The organism is Cutibacterium nasicola (assembly GCF_052654715.2).
In genome coordinates, this window is record NZ_CP199745.2 from 1,600,347 (window position 1) to 1,617,621 (window position 17,275).

Sequence of the window (17,275 nt, forward strand, 5' to 3'; positions counted from 1 at the left end):
CTTGCCCGGCGTCGAGGTGAATCCGGCGCGGGACAGGAGCTTGGCGAGTTCGCGGTACTTCATCGGCTTGACCACAACCGACAGTCTACCCCTCCTAGACACGTGCGTTTAGGAGGGGTAGACATTCGGCTGGCCGTCGCGATGCCTTCATGCCCACCTCGCCATCAGCGACACCGTCTAGCGGGGGCTCCCATGCCACGCACCAGCCCTCGAGGGGGTCTCAATCTCGGCCATGGATGATCCATACCTCGATCATGACCATGGGGTGGGACACATCTCCGCCGATGGAGACGAACAACGTAGTCAGGGCCCAAGTGGTCATGTCCGCTTGGTCCCTGACTACTCGAGTGTGCCTGGCTGCACTGAGCTGCTAATGCAGGCAAATCCATTGATTCACGCCGGATATGTCTCCCCATCATCGACACCAGCCAGTTGGCGACTCTCAATTACTGGCAGCTTGTTCGATTTCGACCTGTTGCATCTCCAGCACAGCGTTTGGAGGTTCTCGTCAACCGACAGACCGCCCTTGGACACAGGAAAAATGTGGTCAACTTCAAGGAGCAGGTGAGGCTCTTGACTGAGCGAGACTCCGCAGCTCCTGCATGTGTAGTTATCACGAGACTTAATACGCTCACGGACCGCCGATGTCATCAAGGCTCGCTGGCCAGCTGCACTCGCCCTGTACTTCACTTTATCCGATACCGTTGATATCAGTTCATCCATGACATCGGTGGTCACTTTGATGTCAGTCTTCTGACTGCTGTTCCCGCCAGCGCTGACATACTCAAACCTGTATTTAGGATAGGGGACGTCAATTGAAGATAGATCAACGCCTACTTTATCCATGAACTTTTCATGGTAGTGCTTGAGGATGAACTTCGGAGGCGTGAGGTCAGTCTCGATCGCTCGCTCACGTTCGTGCAGGTTGTCGACAGCGTTCTCCAGCCTGGACATGCGATCTGCTATTCCTTCCAAGCGCTTCACTTCGTCCTCGGTAGTGCTAATCCCGAAATACTTGATGAGGTACTTGATGGGGTCCTCGGCCGCCTTCCTGACGACCTGGAGAGAGCAGTTGTGAACGTTCACCTCAGTCAGGTGAGCGACGTTCCTGTCGCGCCGGTATGCATGGCGACTCGTGTTTTCGGTCGTGGCAAGATGAGCGTTCCCGCCAGTCCTCGAGTACCCGATTTCAAGGGAACCATCTCCGCTGATCTCAGAAGCATACTGAACGATGTCATTGTGCTCATTGACGATTTCCTCAACCTGATTGGCGCGGGAGACAAACTTGTCCGACTTGAAGTAATGGACCATCATGGTGTACCGGATGATTCGATAAACAAGATAGGCACCAACGATAGCGGCGAATACATACCAAAAGTTAATAATTAGTACGATCACTACCACAATCACAATGACTACAATTAGCCACTCCATAACCCTGTCCAATCTGTTCGAGGGTGCCCGTACGGCAACCTCCTCACACCTCGGCCCATCCGCCGGGGTCTTGGTTTTCTTCGCCCGCCTCGTCGTGTTCAGCATGGCCGTGGCAGCGATGGCTATGTCGAAGAGGATGCTCTCTGGCGGACGAGAACAGGTTAATCATAGTCACATGTGAATCTGGATGACTTCGAATGTGATGACCTGACCGCCTGGACCATCGGACATGTGTTCGATGACCTCGATCGTGTATTCGGTAAGGCTTTCCCAGTTGACCTTTATGAAACCATCAGCTGTTTCAAGCTCGAGGTCTCGGCGATTGCCGACCGTGGCGGTTTTCCCAGTCAGGCTCATCTTCGCATCAGTGAGGGAGCGGTTGTCGATTGCAGTGACGGCACGTTGCGCATCGGATGCGTCGACATGTGTGCAGGCTGGCGGCGTCGACAAGTTGCTGCTCATCATGGCGGCAAGTCCAACACGCCGGTCACCCGGCTGGTCATCCACGCCACCTGCCCAGATGTCGGATTCCCGTCCGCCTCCAAGGCAGGCAGGGCCGTCTCGACGGCGAAGTATTTCGCGTCCACGCCGCGATCGGCATCAGCGCACCATATCTGCGACATCTCCACTACGGTGCAATGCCTGCCCGAGGAGACCATCGGCTACCACGCCCCACCCAACGCTCATTCCATCGGCATCGAAATCTGCTCCGGCGGCGGCTCCCGCACCTCATTTGCGAACCCTGCTCACGCCTACACCCGTGAACAATGGCTGTCACCACAGGTATGGCCCGCCGTGGAGCGCGCCGCCACTTTGGCTCGAGAGATTTGCCGCCGCCAGCGCATTCCCACCCGCAAGCTGTCCACCGCCCAGGTTAGGGATGGCATGGCCGGCATCTGCGGCCACGACAACGTCTCTGACGCGTTCCACCAATCCGATCACGACGACCCCGGACCCTACTTCCCGTGGGACCGATTCATGGCACTCGTCCAAGGAAAACCCGCCACACCAGGAGACCTCACCATGTCCGACGTCAACACCCTCACCAATCTCATCAAGGCAGCCAATAATCAGCTCCACCACGACATCGGCGTAGTACAGACCCAAAACGGAAAACTGCGCGAACAGATCGAGAAAATCACCTGGGTCAAGAACCCAGTCACCGGCAAGAAATGGCGAATCACCGACGCCCTGAAGATCCCCGACGACGACCCCGGCATGATCGAGCCCATCACCGATGATGTTCCCAGCCGATGGCGAGCCCGACTGTGCCGCTCTCTTGCCGCTCCGCACTCGGCCCTACCCGGATCTACTAGGCCCTTTACAGCGGCACGATCGCCTCAAAACAGACAAAACCCCTAGTCATAGCGGCAATAGAGGGACGAGCCATCCTGTAAGCCGGGTTCTGTGGCCCATCAGGGCCGGTGATCATCCATCTGTGAACGCCATTACTGGCGTCCTCCAGCCTTTCGGCTGCGCAGCCTACCCGGACGCTCGGGCGAGCAGCCCTCGAACACGTCCGCGACCTCACGGTCTTCTTGGCCTTGCTCCAAGTGGGGTTTGCCGTGCCGTCACCGTCACCGATGACGCGGTGGGCTCTTACCCCGCCGTTTCACCCTCACCGGCCCACAAGCCGGCAGTTTGTTTTCTGTGGCACTTTCCCGCGGGTCACCCCGGGTGGGCGTTACCCACCACCCTGCTCTGCGGAGCCCGGACTTTCCTCGACAACTCAAGGTTGCCGCGATCACCCGGATGGCTCGTCCAACCGTTGATTCTACGGTCATCGCCGCCACCCGGGCAACGACGCACCCCTCAGAGGGACTCCCCGGTACGCACCAGGATCCGGTCGCATTCCTCGCACCGCACCACGTCGTCCTCGGCTGCTGCGGCATAGGCGCGCAGATCGGTCCCATTCGCAGCGATGCCACACGCCTCACATACCCCGTGGACGAGCTTGGCACATCCCATCCCGGTGCGCTCTCGTAGCGACTCGTAGACCTTGAGCAGGTCGGCCGGGATACCCCCCGCCTGAGTCTCGCGAGACCGGCGCAACTCGTCGAGCTCGTCGTCAATCCCCTTGAGGCCGACATCGCGAGAGGCCAGGACGGTGCGGATGTGGCCATCCAGCTCAATACGACGACGATCCGCGTCGGCGTGGGCGGCTGCTGCGTCCTCGACGGCCTGCATGGCCTCGAGCTCGGTGTCCTCCAGCAGACTGATGCGTCGTCCGAGATGCTCGATCTCCTCCATCAGCCCCTTCAAAGCTTTGTGGTCGGTGATGGAACCGGAGTCAACGGTCTTCTGATTGCGCTCCATGCGGGCACGGGCCGGCTCGAGGTCACCCTCGATGCGCTCCTGCTCCATCTTGGCGTCCGACAGCGCGGTCGACTTGGCGACGACCTCCTCCGCTAGGGTCCTGCGCTGGACAGCGAGGTCCTTGAGCTCGGCCAACTCCGGCAGGGTCTGGCGACGGTGCTCGGCCTGGGCGATCAGACGGTCGGTCCGTGCAAGATCGAGAAGCTTCCACTGATCCTGTGCCGCGGCTTTCACGCTGACCTCCTAGGTTCCGGGCCCTGTACCCGTTGAGCGTGAGCAGGCCCTGTTGACATGTGAGGCACAGCCTACCTCTCGTCGGTTAGGTGATGCGCATGGACGACAACCTGCCCAGCAGCGAATATGGTGTCCCGGTCCGCTGCGTTACTGTCTCGTGACAGTCATCCTTCGCCGGAGACACGACCGCCACCTCATGTCTTGTGGAGGAGTACGCCCGTAGCGGGGGAGAGGACTTCGCCAACCGTCAGGAGTGACATTCAGCTCACCTGGAGTTCTGGACCTCGCCGACATACTATCGAAGATCTCGGTGATCCTGATCGAGATCACGGACGAGACGGTCGTCGTCTGCCAGCACTTCCATGTCATCGACACCTACACTGGAAGTCACACCCATCAACCAGCGGAGGTCCTGACACACATGACCGAGACGAAGTCGTCAGATCTGAACGAACAGACGGAGCACGCCGAGGAACAGAAGGTCCCCAAGCGTCAGACCCCGTTCTCCAAGGCCTTCGTCGACTTCATCCCCACGGACTGGGCCCCTTACCCCGACGAACTCCCTGAGGCCCTCGGCTCCGTGCCCTCGGCGGCTGCCCACCGTGACGTCTTGGCCGCCCGCTTCGACGGGGGCCGACTCGTCATTCCGGCCGGACATCTCGTGCGCCGCAACAATGACTGCGACTACCCCTTCCGACCCAACACCACCTTCGCCTACTACTCGGGCCTGGGTACCGACCGGGAGCCCAATGCGGTGCTCGTCGTTGACACCACTGCCGAGACCCGCGACGTGCTGTACTTCAAGCCCCGTGCCCCGCGCACCGACCGGGAGTTCTATGCCGATTCGACCTACGGAGAGATGTGGGTCGGCAAGCGTGAGTCGCTGGAGGAGATGGCGGCCATGACTGGGCTGACCTGCCGCGACATCTCCCAGCTCAACGACGCCCTGTCGACCGATGACGTGACGGTTCGTGTCATTCGTGACGCCGACGAGAACGTCACCGCGACCGTCGACTCCCTGCGTACCAAAGGCTGCGAGGAAGCCGACGAGGAACTCTACGAGTTCTCCTCAGCGGCTCGTTTCTGCAAAGACGACTGGGAGGTCGAGCAGCTGCGCGACGCCTGCCGCAAGTCCAAGGTCGGCTTCGAATCCATGATCGCCGAGATTCCGGAGGCCGTTCGCAAGGGACGCGGTGAGCGCTGGATGGAGGGCACCTTCGGACGGGTCGCCCGTCACCTCGGCAATGAGGTCGGCTATGGCTCGATCTGTGCTGCCGGTGACCACGCCAACACCCTGCACTGGGTGCGTAATGACGGCGACTTGCGTCCTGGTGAGCTCATCCTCATTGATGCCGGTGTCGAGGTCGATTCCCTCTACACCGCCGACATCACGCGTACCCTGCCGATCTCGGGCACGTTCTCCCCGGCACAGCGTCGGGTCTACCAGGCCGTCCTGGAGGCCCAGGACGCTGCTGCTGCCGTCGCCAAGCTCGGACACGACCACGCAGAGATCCACCAGGCGGCCATCCGCGTCATCTGCGAGTACCTGCACGAGTGGGGAATCCTGCCGGTCAGCGTCGAGGAATCCCTCTCGCCCGAAGGTGGCCAGCACCGTCGTTGGATGGTTCACGGCACCTCTCACCATCTCGGCATGGACGTCCACGACTGCAACCAGGCACGTCGTCAGGACTACTCCGGACCGTTGAAGAAGGGCATGTGCATCTCTGACGAACCGGGCATCTACTTCAAAGAGACGGACCTGCTGGTCCCCGAGGAGTTCCGAGGCATCGGTGTTCGCATTGAGGACGACCTGTGCATCACCGAGGGTGAGCCCGAGTGGCTGTCCAAGGACTGCCCCCGTCAGATCGACGAGGTCGAGGCCTGGATGGGCGACATCTGGGGACGCGTCTCCCATTGATCATCAGCACCCGCCGCTGGTCACACGCACTGACGATGCGCAGTGATCCCGACGGGGATCAGCCCTGGAATGCCTTGGCCCTCATGAAGGGCATCTCGGCAACCATCTCCCGGGCCTTGGCAGCCACCTTGTGCTCGGCCAGCACCTCATAATGAGTGGCGAGAACCTGCTGGACGGAGTTGAAATCGCGCTCCCCACCCGACATCGCGTACGTGATGGCAGCCGTGATCATCCCGATGATGACGCCCACGAGAAGACCCGTCAGCAGCACCACGAAGATGGCCTCTCCGGTGGTGAAGAACATCATCATGAGGCCGACCAGCAGGCCCATGCCAAGTCCGGAGACGGCACCCTGGCCGAGCACCGAACCCCAGGTACGACGACCGGTGACTCGCTCCATCGTCTTGAGGTCGGTTCCGACGATGCACAAGTTCTCGACCGGGAACTCCTTGTCGGACAGCTCATCGACAATCTTCTGGGCCGTCTCGTAATCGTCGACTACAACGACCGACTGCGGGTATTCAAGAGTGAACATGGCACTTGCCCTGCCCGGCATCACACTCATCGTCACAACTACCTCCTTGATCTGGACCACAGTGTACGGACAGCCAGCGACAGTCCCCAGTCGTCAGGTCACGCATCGTCGCTGGCCCTCCAGGTAGATTGTGCGAGGTGAACAGGTCCCAGTCGGTATTCATTTCTCGGATTCGTGGCCTTCCCGTCATGGATGCCAGTGGCGATCAGGTCGGCAAGGCCAAGGACGTCGTCGTCCAGATGCGTATCCCTGGCCGCGCCCCACTCGTCCGTGGCCTCGTCGTCGAGCTCTTCGCCCGTCGGCGGATATTCGTGCCCATGGCCCGAGTGCACGCCATCGACGCGGTGCAGATCATGATCTCGGGAACCGTCAACACACGGGTGTTCTCCCGCCGCGTCTCCGAGAACCTCGTCGTCGAGGACCTCTTCGACCGCACCTTCACCCGTAATGGCATACAGGTGTGGGTGATGGATGTCTCGATGGCCCCGGTGCGCAGTCGCGAGTGGGAGATCAACGAGGTGGCTCTCGCCGAGTCCGGACGGGGCCGATTCATCCGCAAGACCCCCAGCAACCCGACCATCGTCGACTGGCGCGAAGTGCCCTCCCTGGTACTGGCCTCCCGGCAGTCCACCGAGCGCACCATCGCCGAGATGCACGAGATGAAACCGGCCGACATGGCCCGCGAGTTGCACGACATGAATCCTCGTCGTCGCGCCGAGGTGGCCATGGCCCTCGACGACGACCAACTTGCCAACGCCATCGAGGAACTGCCAGAGGACGAGCAGGTCTCCCTCATCACCATCCTGGACCGTGACCGCGCCGCTCACATCCTCGAGGAGATGGACCCCGACGACGCCGCCGACCTCATCAAGGAATTGCCGGACACCACAGCTCACCAGTTGCTGGCCCGCATGGAGCCTGACGACGCCGAGGACGTCCGCTCCCTGATGGCCTACGACGAGTTCACCGCCGGCGCCATGATGACCCCAGAGCCGGTCATCGTCGCCCCCGATGCCACCGTTGCCGACGCCCTGGCTCTGGTCCGCATCGAGGACATCACCCCTGCCGAGGCTTCCATGGTCTTCGTGTGTCGTCCTCCCACCGAGACCCCGACCGGTCGGTATCTGGGAGCGGTGCACGTCCAACGCCTGCTGCGCGAACCACCCTCGACGATGGTCTCGGCCATCATTGACACTGATCTCGAGCCCATGCGCACCGACACCCCGGTGGGTGCGGTGAGCCGATATTTCGCCACCTACAACCTCGTCGTGGTCCCGGTCGTCAACGAGACGAACCAGCTCGTCGGGGCCGTGGCCGTTGACGACCTGCTCGACCACCTGCTGCCCGCTGACTGGCGAGGCGACCAGATGGACGGTGAACTCTTGGAGGTGAACCATGGCTGACGGCGATCAGAGGACCTACGATGCCGATCGTCTCGACATTCCGGGACCGCGCAAGGCCAAACGCCCCAAGGTGCAGCTGGACTCCGAGAAGTTCGGCCAGTTCGCCGAGGCCACCGCCAGGTTCATGGGAACCGCGAAATTCCTCGCCTACATGACGGTCATCGTCCTCACCTGGGTGATCTGGAACCTCGTTGCGATCTACAAGCTGCGCTTCGACCCGTACCCGTTCATCCTGCTCAACCTGTTCTTCTCCACCCAGGCGTCCTACTCGGCCCCTCTCATCCTGCTGGCCCAGAACCGTCAGGAGGACCGTGACCGGGTGTCGATGGCCGAGGATCGCCGGGTGGCTGCCCAGTCCCGCGCCGACATGGAGTTCCTGGCCAGGGAGGTGGCCTCCATCCGAATGCAGATGGGCGAACTGGCCACCCGCGACTACCTACGCTCCGAACTGCGCGACGAATTGCGCTCCCTCCTGGAGGAGATTGAGGCCACTCCGGCGCCCTCCGGATCTCGCTGATCGGAATCGGTTCGCGACCGGCGAGTTGTCCGAGGGGCCCAACGGTGTGTAGACAAGTCAGCATGAGCACCGATAACCCGTTGGTCGAGGCCATTGCCGAAGCCCTCACGCACGTCAATGACCCCGAGATCAAACGCCCCATCACCGATCTCAACATGGTTGATGAGATCACCGTTGACGACCAGGGGCGTGCCTTCGTCCGCGTCCTGCTGACCGTGTCCGGATGCCCCCTCAAGACTGAGCTGCGCGAGCAGGTGACCGAAGCCGTCCGCGGTGTCGACGGGGTCACCAGCGTCTCCGTGGAACTCGGCACCATGACCGACGAGCAGCGTGACGCCCTCAAGGTGCAGCTGCGCGACGGCGTCCCCGAGCGCGTCATCCCCTTCGCCCAGCCCGGTAACACCACCAAGGTCATTGCGGTGTCCTCCGGCAAGGGTGGCGTCGGCAAGTCCTCCGTGACCGTCAACCTGGCCCTGGCCTTGGCCCGGCTGGGCCGCGAAGTGGGTCTGCTGGACGCTGACATCTACGGCCACTCAGTGCCCGACATGCTTGGCCTGGGTGAGGCCCACCCCACTCCCCTCGACGACATGTTGCTGCCGGTCCCCGGTCTGGGCATCAAGTCGATCAGCATCGGCATGATGAAGCCCAACAAGTCCGACGTCATCGCCTGGCGCGGCCCGATCCTCGATCGCGCCCTCACCCAGCTGCTGGCTGACGTCCACTGGGGCGACCTCGATTACCTCCTCATCGACCTTCCGCCCGGCACCGGCGACGTCGCCATGAGCCTGGGCCAGAAACTGCCCAATGCCGAGGTGCTCGTCGTCACCACCCCGCAGCAGGCTGCCTCCGAGGTCGCTGAGCGCGCCGGAACGATGGCCGGAATCATGCAGCAGCACGTCATGGGCGTCGTCGAGAACATGTCCTGGTTGGAGGTCACCGCCCCGAAGTCGGGCGAGACCTTCCGCGTCGATCTCTTCGGCAGCGGCGGTGGCCAGAAGGCCGCTGAGGCCCTGTCGGAGCGTCTGGGCACCGAGGTCCCGCTACTGGGCCAGATTCCGCTGGACGTCGATCTACGCAGCGGCGGCGACAGAGGAGACCCGATCGTCCTCGCCCACCCGGAGTCCCCAGCTGCCAAGGCCATCCACGACTTGGCGGGCACCATCGATTCCCGCCCGCGTGGACTGGCCGGGATGAACCTGGGAGTTTCTCCAGTCTGATCAACCATCACGAAGAATGGGTCCCCGTCAGTACTGACGGGGACCCATTCTTTTCTGGATCATCTGCGAGGCAAAATCAGGTCGCCTCGGTGTCGAAGGGCACCGGCTGGCTGAAGTCATGCACCGCCTCCGGACTCGACCCCGACGGCGCCTCCGGCAGCCCTTCCGAGTTGCGGATGTCCGCCAGGCCCAGGTCAAGGTCGGATCGAACGTCAGACAGGTCAGACTTGATCTCGTCAATGTCATCCTGCAGACCGTCCAGGACGTACTTCCGCACGAAGTTCTGCGGCTTGAGGTCTTGGTAGTCGAGGTCAGCAAACTGCGGCCCCAGCTCACTACGGAGCTGATCCCTCGTGCTGTTCGCGATGTTCTTGAGGTAGTGGTAGACGCGCGCCGCCTTGCGGGCCATCTCGGGCAACTTGTCCGGCCCAAACATGAGCACAGCAATGATGACGAGTACCGCGATTTCCGCTGGACCTGCTGTGGACATGCCCTATACCTTACCCCGGAACTTGACCTTCCAATGTCGCCACAGAGCTGTCACAGCCGAGTGCGATCCAGCAGATCGAAGAAGGTCTCGGTCTGCTCAGTGGTCGGCATGGTTTGGGGAAGACGGACCCCACCGACGTCAAATCCCTGGTGCGCCAGTCCGGCCTTGACCATGGTGACGCCCTGGGCGGCGAAGACTCCGATGAGAACCGGCAGGATTTCGCGGTAGATCGCCAGGGCCTCGTCAATCCGTCCCTCGATATAGGCGTCAATGACCTCGTGCATTCGCTTGCCGGTGAAATGAGTCGACGTCCCGACGACTCCGACTCCACCGACCGACAACAGGGCAGGGGTGATGGCGTCATCGCCGGAGTAGTAGGCCAAGGCGGTGTTGGCCATCACCGTGGCCGACTCGACGACCTGCCCCTTGGCGTCCTTGACGGCCACGATGTTGGGATGGTCGGCCAGCTCGATGAGGGTCTCCGTCTCGATCGGAGTCCCGGTGCGACCGGGAATGTCGTAGAGCATGATCGGCAGGTCGGTGGCGTCGGCAACGGTGGTGAAGTGCTCGATCAGTCCAGCCTGCGAGGGCTTGGAGTAGTACGGGGTGATGGCCAGAAGGCCGTCCGCGCCAGCCTCGGCAGCCTGGCGGGCCAGTTCGACGGTGTGGGCGGTGTCATTGGTCCCGACCCCGGCGACGATGGTGGCCCCCGGCCCGACGGCCTCGGCGACGGTCCTGATGACGTCAGCCTTCTCGGCATCAGTGGTCGTCGGGGACTCCCCGGTCGTGCCATTGACGACGAGGCCGTCATTGCGCTGCTCGTCAACGAGTTTGTGCGCCAATTCGCCGACTCGACGCAGGTCGACCACCCCTTCGGACGTCATCGGAGTCACCATGGCCGTGAGCAGACGGCCGAAAACGGGAGCGGACATGCGAGACCTCCTTGTGTACTTGGTGCCCATGGTAGCCACGAGATGGCCCCGGCGGGCTAGGCTGTTCGTGTGAGTCCAGCACAGCCCAGACATCAAGTCCCAGACGCCCGGTCGTGGGAGTACGCCGACGGCTTCGTCGCCCCCTCCCCTGCCTTGCAGGAGGCCCGCGAGGCCGCACGCGCCGATCAGTGGGAGGTGCTCGGCAACGGCACCACTGCCCTGCTGACCTTCCTGGCACGCACGATGCAAGCCAGCAACGTCGTCACCGTCGGTACCGACGTGGGCGTCTCAGCCCTGGCCCTGTTGGAGGGCATGACTGCCAAAGGCGTGCTGACCAGCATCGACCCCGATGCCGAGCACCAGGCTGCCGCCCGCAAAATCCTCTCACTGGCACGAATCCACTCCAACCAGGTGCGTCTTATCACCGGCACCCCACTGGACGTGCTGCCCAAGCTGCGCGACGACGCCTACGACATGGTCCTCATCAACGGTGACCGGCTGGAATACGTCGAGTACGTCTCCCAGGCGCTACGTCTGCTGCGTCAGAGCGGAGTCGTCATCGTCAATGCCGCACTGGCCAACAATCACGTCGCTGACCCTGACAACGAGGACGACGACACCCTCATCATCCGCGAGACCCTCGACTCGGTGCTGGAGACCGAGGAGTTCACCCCTGTCCTGCTGCCGGTGGGCGAAGGTCTGCTGCTGGCGATGAAGGGATGATCCCATCAACCACGACGAAGTGGAGTGGCCCCCCGGATCACCGGGGAGCCACTCCGTGCGTCCTGTAAATCGTCCCGATCAGTAGGGGACGGTGATTCCCTTGCCGACCACTGTCACACCACCCGGGGAGACGGTGAATCCGCGAGCGCGGTCGTGGTCGTGGTCCACACCCACCTGAGCCCCGTCGGGAACGATGACGTTCTTGTCGAGGATGGTGCGATGGATGGTGGCGTTGGACCCGATCGTCACGTTGTTCATGACGATCGACTCGTCGACACGAGCCCACCTCTCGATGCGGGCGCGTGGACCCAGCACCGTGCGGTAGATGTCGGTTCCGGAGATGATGCATCCAGCCGAGACCAGGGTGTCATCGCAGGAACCACGCATCACGAACTTGGCACCAGGGGCCTGCTCCTGCATGGTCCAGATCGGCCAGTCAGGGTTGTACAGGTTGAACTCCGGCTCGACCGACACCAGGTCCATGTGCGCGTCGTGGTAGGCGTCGATGGTGCCCACGTCGCGCCAGTAGTCGGCGTCCTTGCCGGTGTGACCCGGAACCTCGTTGTCGCGGAAGTCATAGACCTGAGCATCGGAGGCGTTGACGAACCTGGGGATGATGTCTCCGCCCATGTCATGGCGCGAATCGGCGGTGTGGGAATCGTCGTGCAGAGCCTGCACCAGGGCCTCGCGGCTGAAGATGTAGTTACCCATGGAGGCGAAGGACTCGTCCGGGGAGCCCGGCAGGCCAGGCGGATCAGCGGGCTTCTCGAGGAACTCAGTGATCCTGTGGTTCTCGTCAGCATCGATGATTCCGAAGGCCGAGGCCTCCTTGCGGGGCACCCGAATCCCGGCGACGGTGCATCCCAGACCGGAATCAATGTGGTACTGCAGCATGGCGTCAACGTCCATCCGGTAGATGTTGTCGGCACCGAATACCACGACGTAATCGGGATCCTGGTCGTTGATGAGATTGAGGGACTGGTAAATGGCGTCGGCGCTGCCGAGGTACCAGCGAGGTCCGAGACGCTGCTGAGCCGGGACCGGGGTAACGTACGACCCCAACATCGTTGACATCCTCCACGTGATGGAGATGTGACGGTCGAGGGAGTGCGACTTGTACTGGGTCAGCACCGCGATCTGGGTGAGGCCCGAGTTCGCCAGGTTCGACAGCACGAAGTCGATGAGCCGGTAGGTACCACCGAACGGCACGGCTGGTTTGGCACGGTCCATCGTGAGGGGCATGAGGCGTTTGCCCTCACCGCCAGCGAGGACGACGGACAGAACCTTGGGACGCGTCTTTGCCATGGCCCTCAATCTACCGCCACCGAGCCTCTGAGAGGCAATGGTTCGGGCCTTGAACGGCCAATGTCGTGGAGGGTTCCTGATTCGTTGACGACAAGGTCACCCCATTGACCCATCAACGCCGTCTTTGTGGGACGATCACGTCATGTACGTGTCCGTTCTGACCCGCGAATACCCTCCTACCATCTACGGAGGTGCCGGCGTCCACGTCGCGCAACTCGTCCCTCATCTGCGCAACCTCATCGACGTCGATGTGCAGTGCATGGGAGAACCACGAGAGGGAGCCACCGCCCATGCCGAGAACTACCCGGGGGGCGCCAACGGCGCGCTGCGGGCCTTCGGAGCTGACCTGTCCATGGTCGATGCGATCCCTGACGAAATCGATCTCGTCCATTCCCACACCTGGTACGCCAATCTCGCTGGTCTGCTGGCCGGCGTCTTCCATGACGTCCCGCATGTCATCAGCGCCCATTCCCTGGAGCCCGACAGGCCATGGAAGGCCGAGCAACTGGGTGGCGGATACCGGCTGTCCTCGTGGGCCGAGAAGACGGCCTACGACGCCGCCGACGCCATCATTGCGGTCTCCGATGGCATGCGCAACGACGTCCTGCGGGCCTACCCGGAGCTCGACCCGGACAAGGTACACGTGGTACGCAACGGCGTGGACACCGAGGAGTTCCACCCCGTCACCGGGACCGACGTCTGCCGCGAGATCGGCATGGATCCGGAACGCCCGTCAGTAGTCTTCGTGGGACGCATCACCCGTCAGAAAGGCCTGATCCATCTGGTGCGCGCCGCTGCCGAACTCGACCCCGACACCCAGCTCGTCCTGCTGGCTGGGGCCCCGGACACCCCCGAGATCGGTGAGGAGTTCAAGAAGGCGTTCGACGAGGTGAGAGCGTCCCGTCAGGCCCCGGTCATCTGGGTTCAGGATATGCTGCCACGCCCGTCAGTCCGTCAGGTTCTCTCGGCTGCCACGGTCTTCGCGTGCCCCTCGGTCTACGAACCGCTGGGTATCGTCAATCTCGAGGCCATGGCCTGCGCCACGCCGGTGGTCGCCTCCCGGGTCGGTGGCATCCCGGAGGTCGTCGTCAACGGGACGACCGGCCACCTGGTCGACGGGGCCCCGACCGACTCCTCGACCCCCGAGCAGGTCGCCGCCTTCGAGTCGGCCTTCGCCGCAGCGATCAACGACCTCACCCGCGATCTCGAACGCGCCGAGGCGTTCGGAACCGCTGGACGTCAGCGCTGCATCGACGAGTTCTCCTGGGCGCGGATAGCCGAGCAGACCGTTGAGGTCTACAAGGCCGCCATCACACGTCACAACGCGTAAGTACCCCGTATGAACACGGTCGTGCCCGGCTCCGACGAGCCGGGCACGACCATCTCTCAGCCGTCTGCGTCAGCTGGCGACACCCTGGAGGCACTTGAGCAGTTCCTGGGCTTCGTCACCGGTGAGCTCAACAACCAGCCGACCGCCGCCTTCGACTGGAACGCGCATGATGATGCCACGGCCCTCCTTCGTGACCTCCATGGGACCGTCTCCGGTACGGGGCTTCATAGCTGCCATGTCACTCTTCCTCAATCACTGGGCAGTGGTGCAACTCCTATTATTCCGTATCCGGGGCCTTTCCGTTAAAGGTGCGCTCCTCAGAGTCCGCAGAACCCTCCTTCTGGGATGCCTCCACCTGTGCTGCCATACGGTCGAGCAGCTGATCCACCTGAGACATGGAATAGCCTCTCGGCACCACCGCGAAGCGGGCCGAACGCAGGTCATCGGCGCTCAGATCGCCCTCGGGCAGATCGGGGACGGGACGATCATCAACGACCGCTGGCACCTGCCCGAACTTGCCAGATGCTGCCAGCACCGCCAGCCCGATGATGACGATGACGAGCCCGCACAACGCCCACACCATCAGTGGTCTCCTTCCGAACGTTCACACAACCACGACTCGAGCGCTCGGGCACAATCGTCGAGGCTGGACAACTTGCAACACTCATCGGCCTTGTGGGCGTACATCGCGTCGCCAGGACCGAAGTTGAGGGCTGGCCGCCCCATTTCGAAGAACCGAGCCACATCCGTCCAGCCGTATTTCGGCATCGAGGTCGTGCCGACCGATTGGGCGAAGGACTGGGCCAGAGGCTTGTCCAGGCCAGGTCGCGCCGGGGAGGACAGATCGAGGATCTCCATCGTCCATCCGGCGAACATGGTGCGCATCATCTGTTCGGCCTGCGGGGCGGTCTTGTCAGGGGCGAACCGGTAGTTGATCTGGACCGTGGCCTCCGGGGGGACGACGTTGCCGGCCAGACCACCCTGCACCATCGTCGCGTTGAGTCCCTCGTGGTAGGTCAAACCGTCGACCTCCACGAGGTGGTCGCCGTCGGCCTGCCAGTCCTGCAGGATCTGGAGGATCGGCAGCAGGTCATGAATGGCATTGTGGCCCGCCCAGGATCGGGCGGAGTGGGCAGCTTGCCCCTCGGTCGTCAGGGTGAACCTCATCGTTCCCTGGCAGCCTCCCTCGATGACGGCGTCGGTGGGCTCCATGAGGATGGCCAGGTCGCAGTCGAGCAAGCTCTCGTCATGGGACCGCAACTTGAGCAGCCCGTTGTGTTCGGCGGCGATCTCCTCGGCCTCGTAGAACACCCAGGAGACGTCGTGGCTGGGCGCGGCGAGGGTCGCCGCCAGATGCAGTGCGACGGCCACTCCCCCCTTCATGTCGCAGGTTCCCCTGCCGACCAGGTAGTCACCGTCGTCGCGGGTTTCGATGCGGCTGGGAAGGTTGTCGGCCACCGGAACGGTGTCCAAATGACCAGCGACGAGGACGCGGGAGCCCCGGTGCAGGTTCGTGGCCGCCACGATCGAGTTTCCGATCCTGGTGACCGTCAGATGGTCGAAACCTCGCAGGGATTCCTCGACGGCGTCGGCGAGCTGATCCTCATGGAGGCTTTCGGAGCGAATGTCCACGATGTCGCGAAACAGGTCGCGGAGATCACCGGCGAGATCGAGTTGCATGGTCTTCACTGTACTGAACCGTCTGGCATCCGGGTCTGGACCACCTCGGTGCCGGTGCCGCGGGGATGAGTCTGATCGGCAAGGCTCTCAGCCACGTCGAAAACCTTTTCGGTGTCCAGGGACGGCGTCGGCTCATCGGCCAGGAGGGCGAGGACCAGACCAACCGCCAACCCGACGAGGACCAAGACCATGAGCGGCACTTGTCCACGATGTGTCACCCCACGTGGACGGCGCTGACACCTCCAGGTCGTCGGACCTTGCAACTAAACTCATGGTCATGACGCAGACGACGACTTCACAGACCGTCCAGGCCGACCGTCAGGCATGGGGTTGGGGACTGGCCACCGTCCACGAGGGCGGCGACGTCCTGGACACCTGGTACCCCGAACCCAAATTGGGCACCCCCGACGAGTCCAAGGCCCCTGACGACCTGTACCGGGTCACCGAAACCGGTCGCGACGCCATCCGCAACGTGCACACCGAGGTGGTGCGCACCGTTATCAATCTCGACGAGGCACCGGCTGACGTCCCCGACGCCTACCTGCGGCTGCATCTGCTGTCGTCGCGCATGGCCCAGCCACGCACCATCAACCTCGACGGTATCTTCGGTGTGCTTCCCAACAACGCATGGACGACCATCGGTCCGATCCGGGTGGCCGATCTGGACAGGGCCCGCATGCAGGCGCGCATCGCTCATGCCCCTTTTACCGTCCTCCTCGTCGACAGGTTCCCACGTATGGTCGACTTCGTCGTTCCCACCGGGGTCCGCATCGGTGACGCCGATCGCGTTCGCCTGGGAGCTCACCTAGCCGAGGGAACCACCGTCATGCACGAGGGGTTCGTCAACTTCAACGCCGGTACCCTGGGGCACTCCATGGTCGAGGGACGTATCAGCCAGGGCGTCGTCGTCGGCGACGGCACCGACATCGGCGGCGGAGCGTCCATCATGGGCACCTTGTCGGGCGGTGGTAAGGAACAGGTGACGATCGGTAAGGGTTGCCTGTTGGGCGCCGAGGCCGGAATCGGCATCTCCCTGGGCGACAATTGTGTCGTCGAGGCGGGCCTGTACGTCACTGCCGGGACCAAGGTGACCCTGCCCGACGGCAAGACCGTCAAGGCCTCAGAGCTCTCTGGTGCCGACGACATCCTTTACATCCGCGACTCGACGACCGGCGTCGTCAAAGCTCTCGGACGTGGGGACCACAAGATCGAGCTCAACACGAATCTGCACCAGAACTGAC

The 17,275-nt window shown here is 62.8% G+C and carries 17 protein-coding genes, 1 other RNA gene and 1 pseudogene; 8 read left to right on the plus strand and 11 right to left on the minus strand.

Annotated features, from left to right (window positions below):
* Positions 1–393: 393 nt before the first annotated feature.
* Positions 394–1,539, minus strand: a complete 1,146-nt coding sequence (locus tag ACUCCZ_RS07470) for an HNH endonuclease (RefSeq protein WP_435916928.1) — start codon at positions 1,537–1,539, stop codon at positions 394–396.
* A gap of 348 nt (positions 1,540–1,887) precedes the next feature.
* Between ACUCCZ_RS07470 and ACUCCZ_RS07475 the strand changes: the two are divergent.
* Positions 1,888–2,796: pseudogene (locus ACUCCZ_RS07475) on the plus strand (N-acetylmuramoyl-L-alanine amidase); the annotation flags it as partial.
* Between the two features lie 16 nt (positions 2,797–2,812).
* On the opposite strand, the gene rnpB reads toward ACUCCZ_RS07475, so the two are convergent.
* An RNA gene (gene rnpB, locus ACUCCZ_RS07480) (RNase P RNA component class A) lies at positions 2,813–3,194 on the minus strand.
* Positions 3,195–3,246: 52 nt separating this feature from the next.
* Complete coding sequence (locus tag ACUCCZ_RS07485; protein ID WP_435916930.1) at positions 3,247–3,984, minus strand: zinc ribbon domain-containing protein; 738 nt, start codon at positions 3,982–3,984, stop codon at positions 3,247–3,249.
* Positions 3,985–4,405: 421 nt separating this feature from the next.
* On the opposite strand from ACUCCZ_RS07485, the gene ACUCCZ_RS07490 reads away from it, so the two are divergent.
* On the plus strand, positions 4,406–5,902 hold the full coding sequence (locus ACUCCZ_RS07490) for an aminopeptidase P family protein (protein WP_435916931.1): 1,497 nt from the start codon (positions 4,406–4,408) through the stop codon (positions 5,900–5,902).
* 58 nt (positions 5,903–5,960) lie between these two features.
* Here ACUCCZ_RS07490 and ACUCCZ_RS07495 read toward each other — a convergent pair whose 3' ends face one another.
* The gene (locus tag ACUCCZ_RS07495; protein WP_435917063.1) at positions 5,961–6,467 is read right to left on the minus strand and encodes a YflT domain-containing protein; all 507 of its coding nucleotides are present in this window, start codon (positions 6,465–6,467) and stop codon (positions 5,961–5,963) included.
* A 107-nt stretch (positions 6,468–6,574) separates the two neighbouring features.
* On the opposite strand from ACUCCZ_RS07495, the gene ACUCCZ_RS07500 reads away from it, so the two are divergent.
* The 3 genes from ACUCCZ_RS07500 to ACUCCZ_RS07510 all read left to right on the plus strand — a co-directional run bounded on the left by ACUCCZ_RS07500 (position 6,575) and on the right by ACUCCZ_RS07510 (position 9,574).
* Positions 6,575–7,840: a magnesium transporter MgtE N-terminal domain-containing protein gene (locus ACUCCZ_RS07500; RefSeq protein WP_435916932.1), complete on the plus strand. Its 1,266-nt coding sequence runs from the start codon at positions 6,575–6,577 to the stop codon at positions 7,838–7,840.
* Positions 7,833–8,357, plus strand: a complete 525-nt coding sequence (locus tag ACUCCZ_RS07505; RefSeq protein WP_435916933.1) for a DUF1003 domain-containing protein — start codon at positions 7,833–7,835, stop codon at positions 8,355–8,357. Before ACUCCZ_RS07500 ends, ACUCCZ_RS07505 begins: the two co-directional genes overlap by 8 nt.
* Before the next feature lie 62 nt (positions 8,358–8,419).
* Positions 8,420–9,574, plus strand: a complete 1,155-nt coding sequence (locus ACUCCZ_RS07510; protein WP_435916934.1) for an Mrp/NBP35 family ATP-binding protein — start codon at positions 8,420–8,422, stop codon at positions 9,572–9,574.
* Positions 9,575–9,650: 76 nt separating this feature from the next.
* On the opposite strand, the gene ACUCCZ_RS07515 is transcribed toward ACUCCZ_RS07510, so the two are convergent.
* Entirely contained in the window at positions 9,651–10,064 is a 414-nt protein-coding gene (locus ACUCCZ_RS07515) for a sec-independent translocase (RefSeq protein ID WP_435916935.1), read from the minus strand.
* A gap of 50 nt (positions 10,065–10,114) precedes the next feature.
* The gene (gene dapA / locus ACUCCZ_RS07520; RefSeq protein ID WP_435916936.1) at positions 10,115–10,996 is read right to left on the minus strand and encodes a 4-hydroxy-tetrahydrodipicolinate synthase; all 882 of its coding nucleotides are present in this window, start codon (positions 10,994–10,996) and stop codon (positions 10,115–10,117) included.
* Between the two features lie 69 nt (positions 10,997–11,065).
* Here dapA and ACUCCZ_RS07525 point away from each other — a divergent pair, with 69 nt between their 5' ends.
* Positions 11,066–11,719, plus strand: coding sequence for an O-methyltransferase (locus ACUCCZ_RS07525; RefSeq protein WP_435916937.1), 654 nt, complete (start codon positions 11,066–11,068; stop codon positions 11,717–11,719).
* 78 nt (positions 11,720–11,797) lie between these two features.
* Here the strand turns inward: ACUCCZ_RS07525 and glgC are convergent, their stop codons facing one another.
* Entirely contained in the window at positions 11,798–13,024 is a 1,227-nt protein-coding gene (gene glgC / locus ACUCCZ_RS07530; protein ID WP_435916938.1) for a glucose-1-phosphate adenylyltransferase, read from the minus strand.
* A gap of 142 nt (positions 13,025–13,166) precedes the next feature.
* Between glgC and glgA the strand changes: the two genes are divergently transcribed.
* Positions 13,167–14,354: a glycogen synthase gene (gene glgA / locus ACUCCZ_RS07535; protein WP_435916939.1), complete on the plus strand. Its 1,188-nt coding sequence runs from the start codon at positions 13,167–13,169 to the stop codon at positions 14,352–14,354.
* 69 nt (positions 14,355–14,423) lie between these two features.
* On the opposite strand, the gene ACUCCZ_RS07540 is transcribed toward glgA, so the two are convergent.
* The 4 genes from ACUCCZ_RS07540 to ACUCCZ_RS07555 are packed head-to-tail and all read right to left on the minus strand — an operon-like array spanning position 14,424 to position 16,234.
* Complete coding sequence (locus ACUCCZ_RS07540; RefSeq protein WP_435916940.1) at positions 14,424–14,591, minus strand: DUF3117 domain-containing protein; 168 nt, start codon at positions 14,589–14,591, stop codon at positions 14,424–14,426.
* A 40-nt stretch (positions 14,592–14,631) separates the two neighbouring features.
* Positions 14,632–14,937, minus strand: a complete 306-nt coding sequence (locus tag ACUCCZ_RS07545; RefSeq protein ID WP_435916941.1) for a DivIVA domain-containing protein — start codon at positions 14,935–14,937, stop codon at positions 14,632–14,634.
* Positions 14,937–16,034, minus strand: a complete 1,098-nt coding sequence (gene dapE, locus ACUCCZ_RS07550) for a succinyl-diaminopimelate desuccinylase (protein ID WP_435916942.1) — start codon at positions 16,032–16,034, stop codon at positions 14,937–14,939. The genes ACUCCZ_RS07545 and dapE overlap by 1 nt, the downstream gene beginning before the upstream one ends.
* A gap of 5 nt (positions 16,035–16,039) precedes the next feature.
* Complete coding sequence (locus tag ACUCCZ_RS07555) at positions 16,040–16,234, minus strand: hypothetical protein (RefSeq protein ID WP_435916943.1); 195 nt, start codon at positions 16,232–16,234, stop codon at positions 16,040–16,042.
* 77 nt (positions 16,235–16,311) lie between these two features.
* Between ACUCCZ_RS07555 and dapD the strand changes: the two genes are divergently transcribed.
* Entirely contained in the window at positions 16,312–17,274 is a 963-nt protein-coding gene (gene dapD, locus ACUCCZ_RS07560; protein ID WP_435916944.1) for a 2,3,4,5-tetrahydropyridine-2,6-dicarboxylate N-succinyltransferase, read from the plus strand.
* Position 17,275 lies beyond the last annotated feature (1 nt).

Coding starts and splice junctions, on each gene's coding strand:
- ACUCCZ_RS07470 (WP_435916928.1), bottom strand. CDS start 1,539: ATGCTGAACACGACGAGGCGGGCGAAGAAAACCAAGACCCCGGCGGAT.
- ACUCCZ_RS07490 (WP_435916931.1), top strand. CDS start 4,406: ATGACCGAGACGAAGTCGTCAGATCTGAACGAACAGACGGAGCACGCC.
- ACUCCZ_RS07495 (WP_435917063.1), bottom strand. CDS start 6,467: ATGAGTGTGATGCCGGGCAGGGCAAGTGCCATGTTCACTCTTGAATAC.
- ACUCCZ_RS07505 (WP_435916933.1), top strand. CDS start 7,833: ATGGCTGACGGCGATCAGAGGACCTACGATGCCGATCGTCTCGACATT.
- ACUCCZ_RS07510 (WP_435916934.1), top strand. CDS start 8,420: ATGAGCACCGATAACCCGTTGGTCGAGGCCATTGCCGAAGCCCTCACG.
- ACUCCZ_RS07515 (WP_435916935.1), bottom strand. CDS start 10,064: ATGTCCACAGCAGGTCCAGCGGAAATCGCGGTACTCGTCATCATTGCT.
- dapA (WP_435916936.1), bottom strand. CDS start 10,996: ATGTCCGCTCCCGTTTTCGGCCGTCTGCTCACGGCCATGGTGACTCCG.
- glgC (WP_435916938.1), bottom strand. CDS start 13,024: ATGGCAAAGACGCGTCCCAAGGTTCTGTCCGTCGTCCTCGCTGGCGGT.
- glgA (WP_435916939.1), top strand. CDS start 13,167: ATGTACGTGTCCGTTCTGACCCGCGAATACCCTCCTACCATCTACGGA.
- ACUCCZ_RS07540 (WP_435916940.1), bottom strand. CDS start 14,591: ATGGCAGCTATGAAGCCCCGTACCGGAGACGGTCCCATGGAGGTCACG.
- ACUCCZ_RS07545 (WP_435916941.1), bottom strand. CDS start 14,937: ATGGTGTGGGCGTTGTGCGGGCTCGTCATCGTCATCATCGGGCTGGCG.
- dapE (WP_435916942.1), bottom strand. CDS start 16,034: ATGCAACTCGATCTCGCCGGTGATCTCCGCGACCTGTTTCGCGACATC.
- dapD (WP_435916944.1), top strand. CDS start 16,312: ATGACGCAGACGACGACTTCACAGACCGTCCAGGCCGACCGTCAGGCA.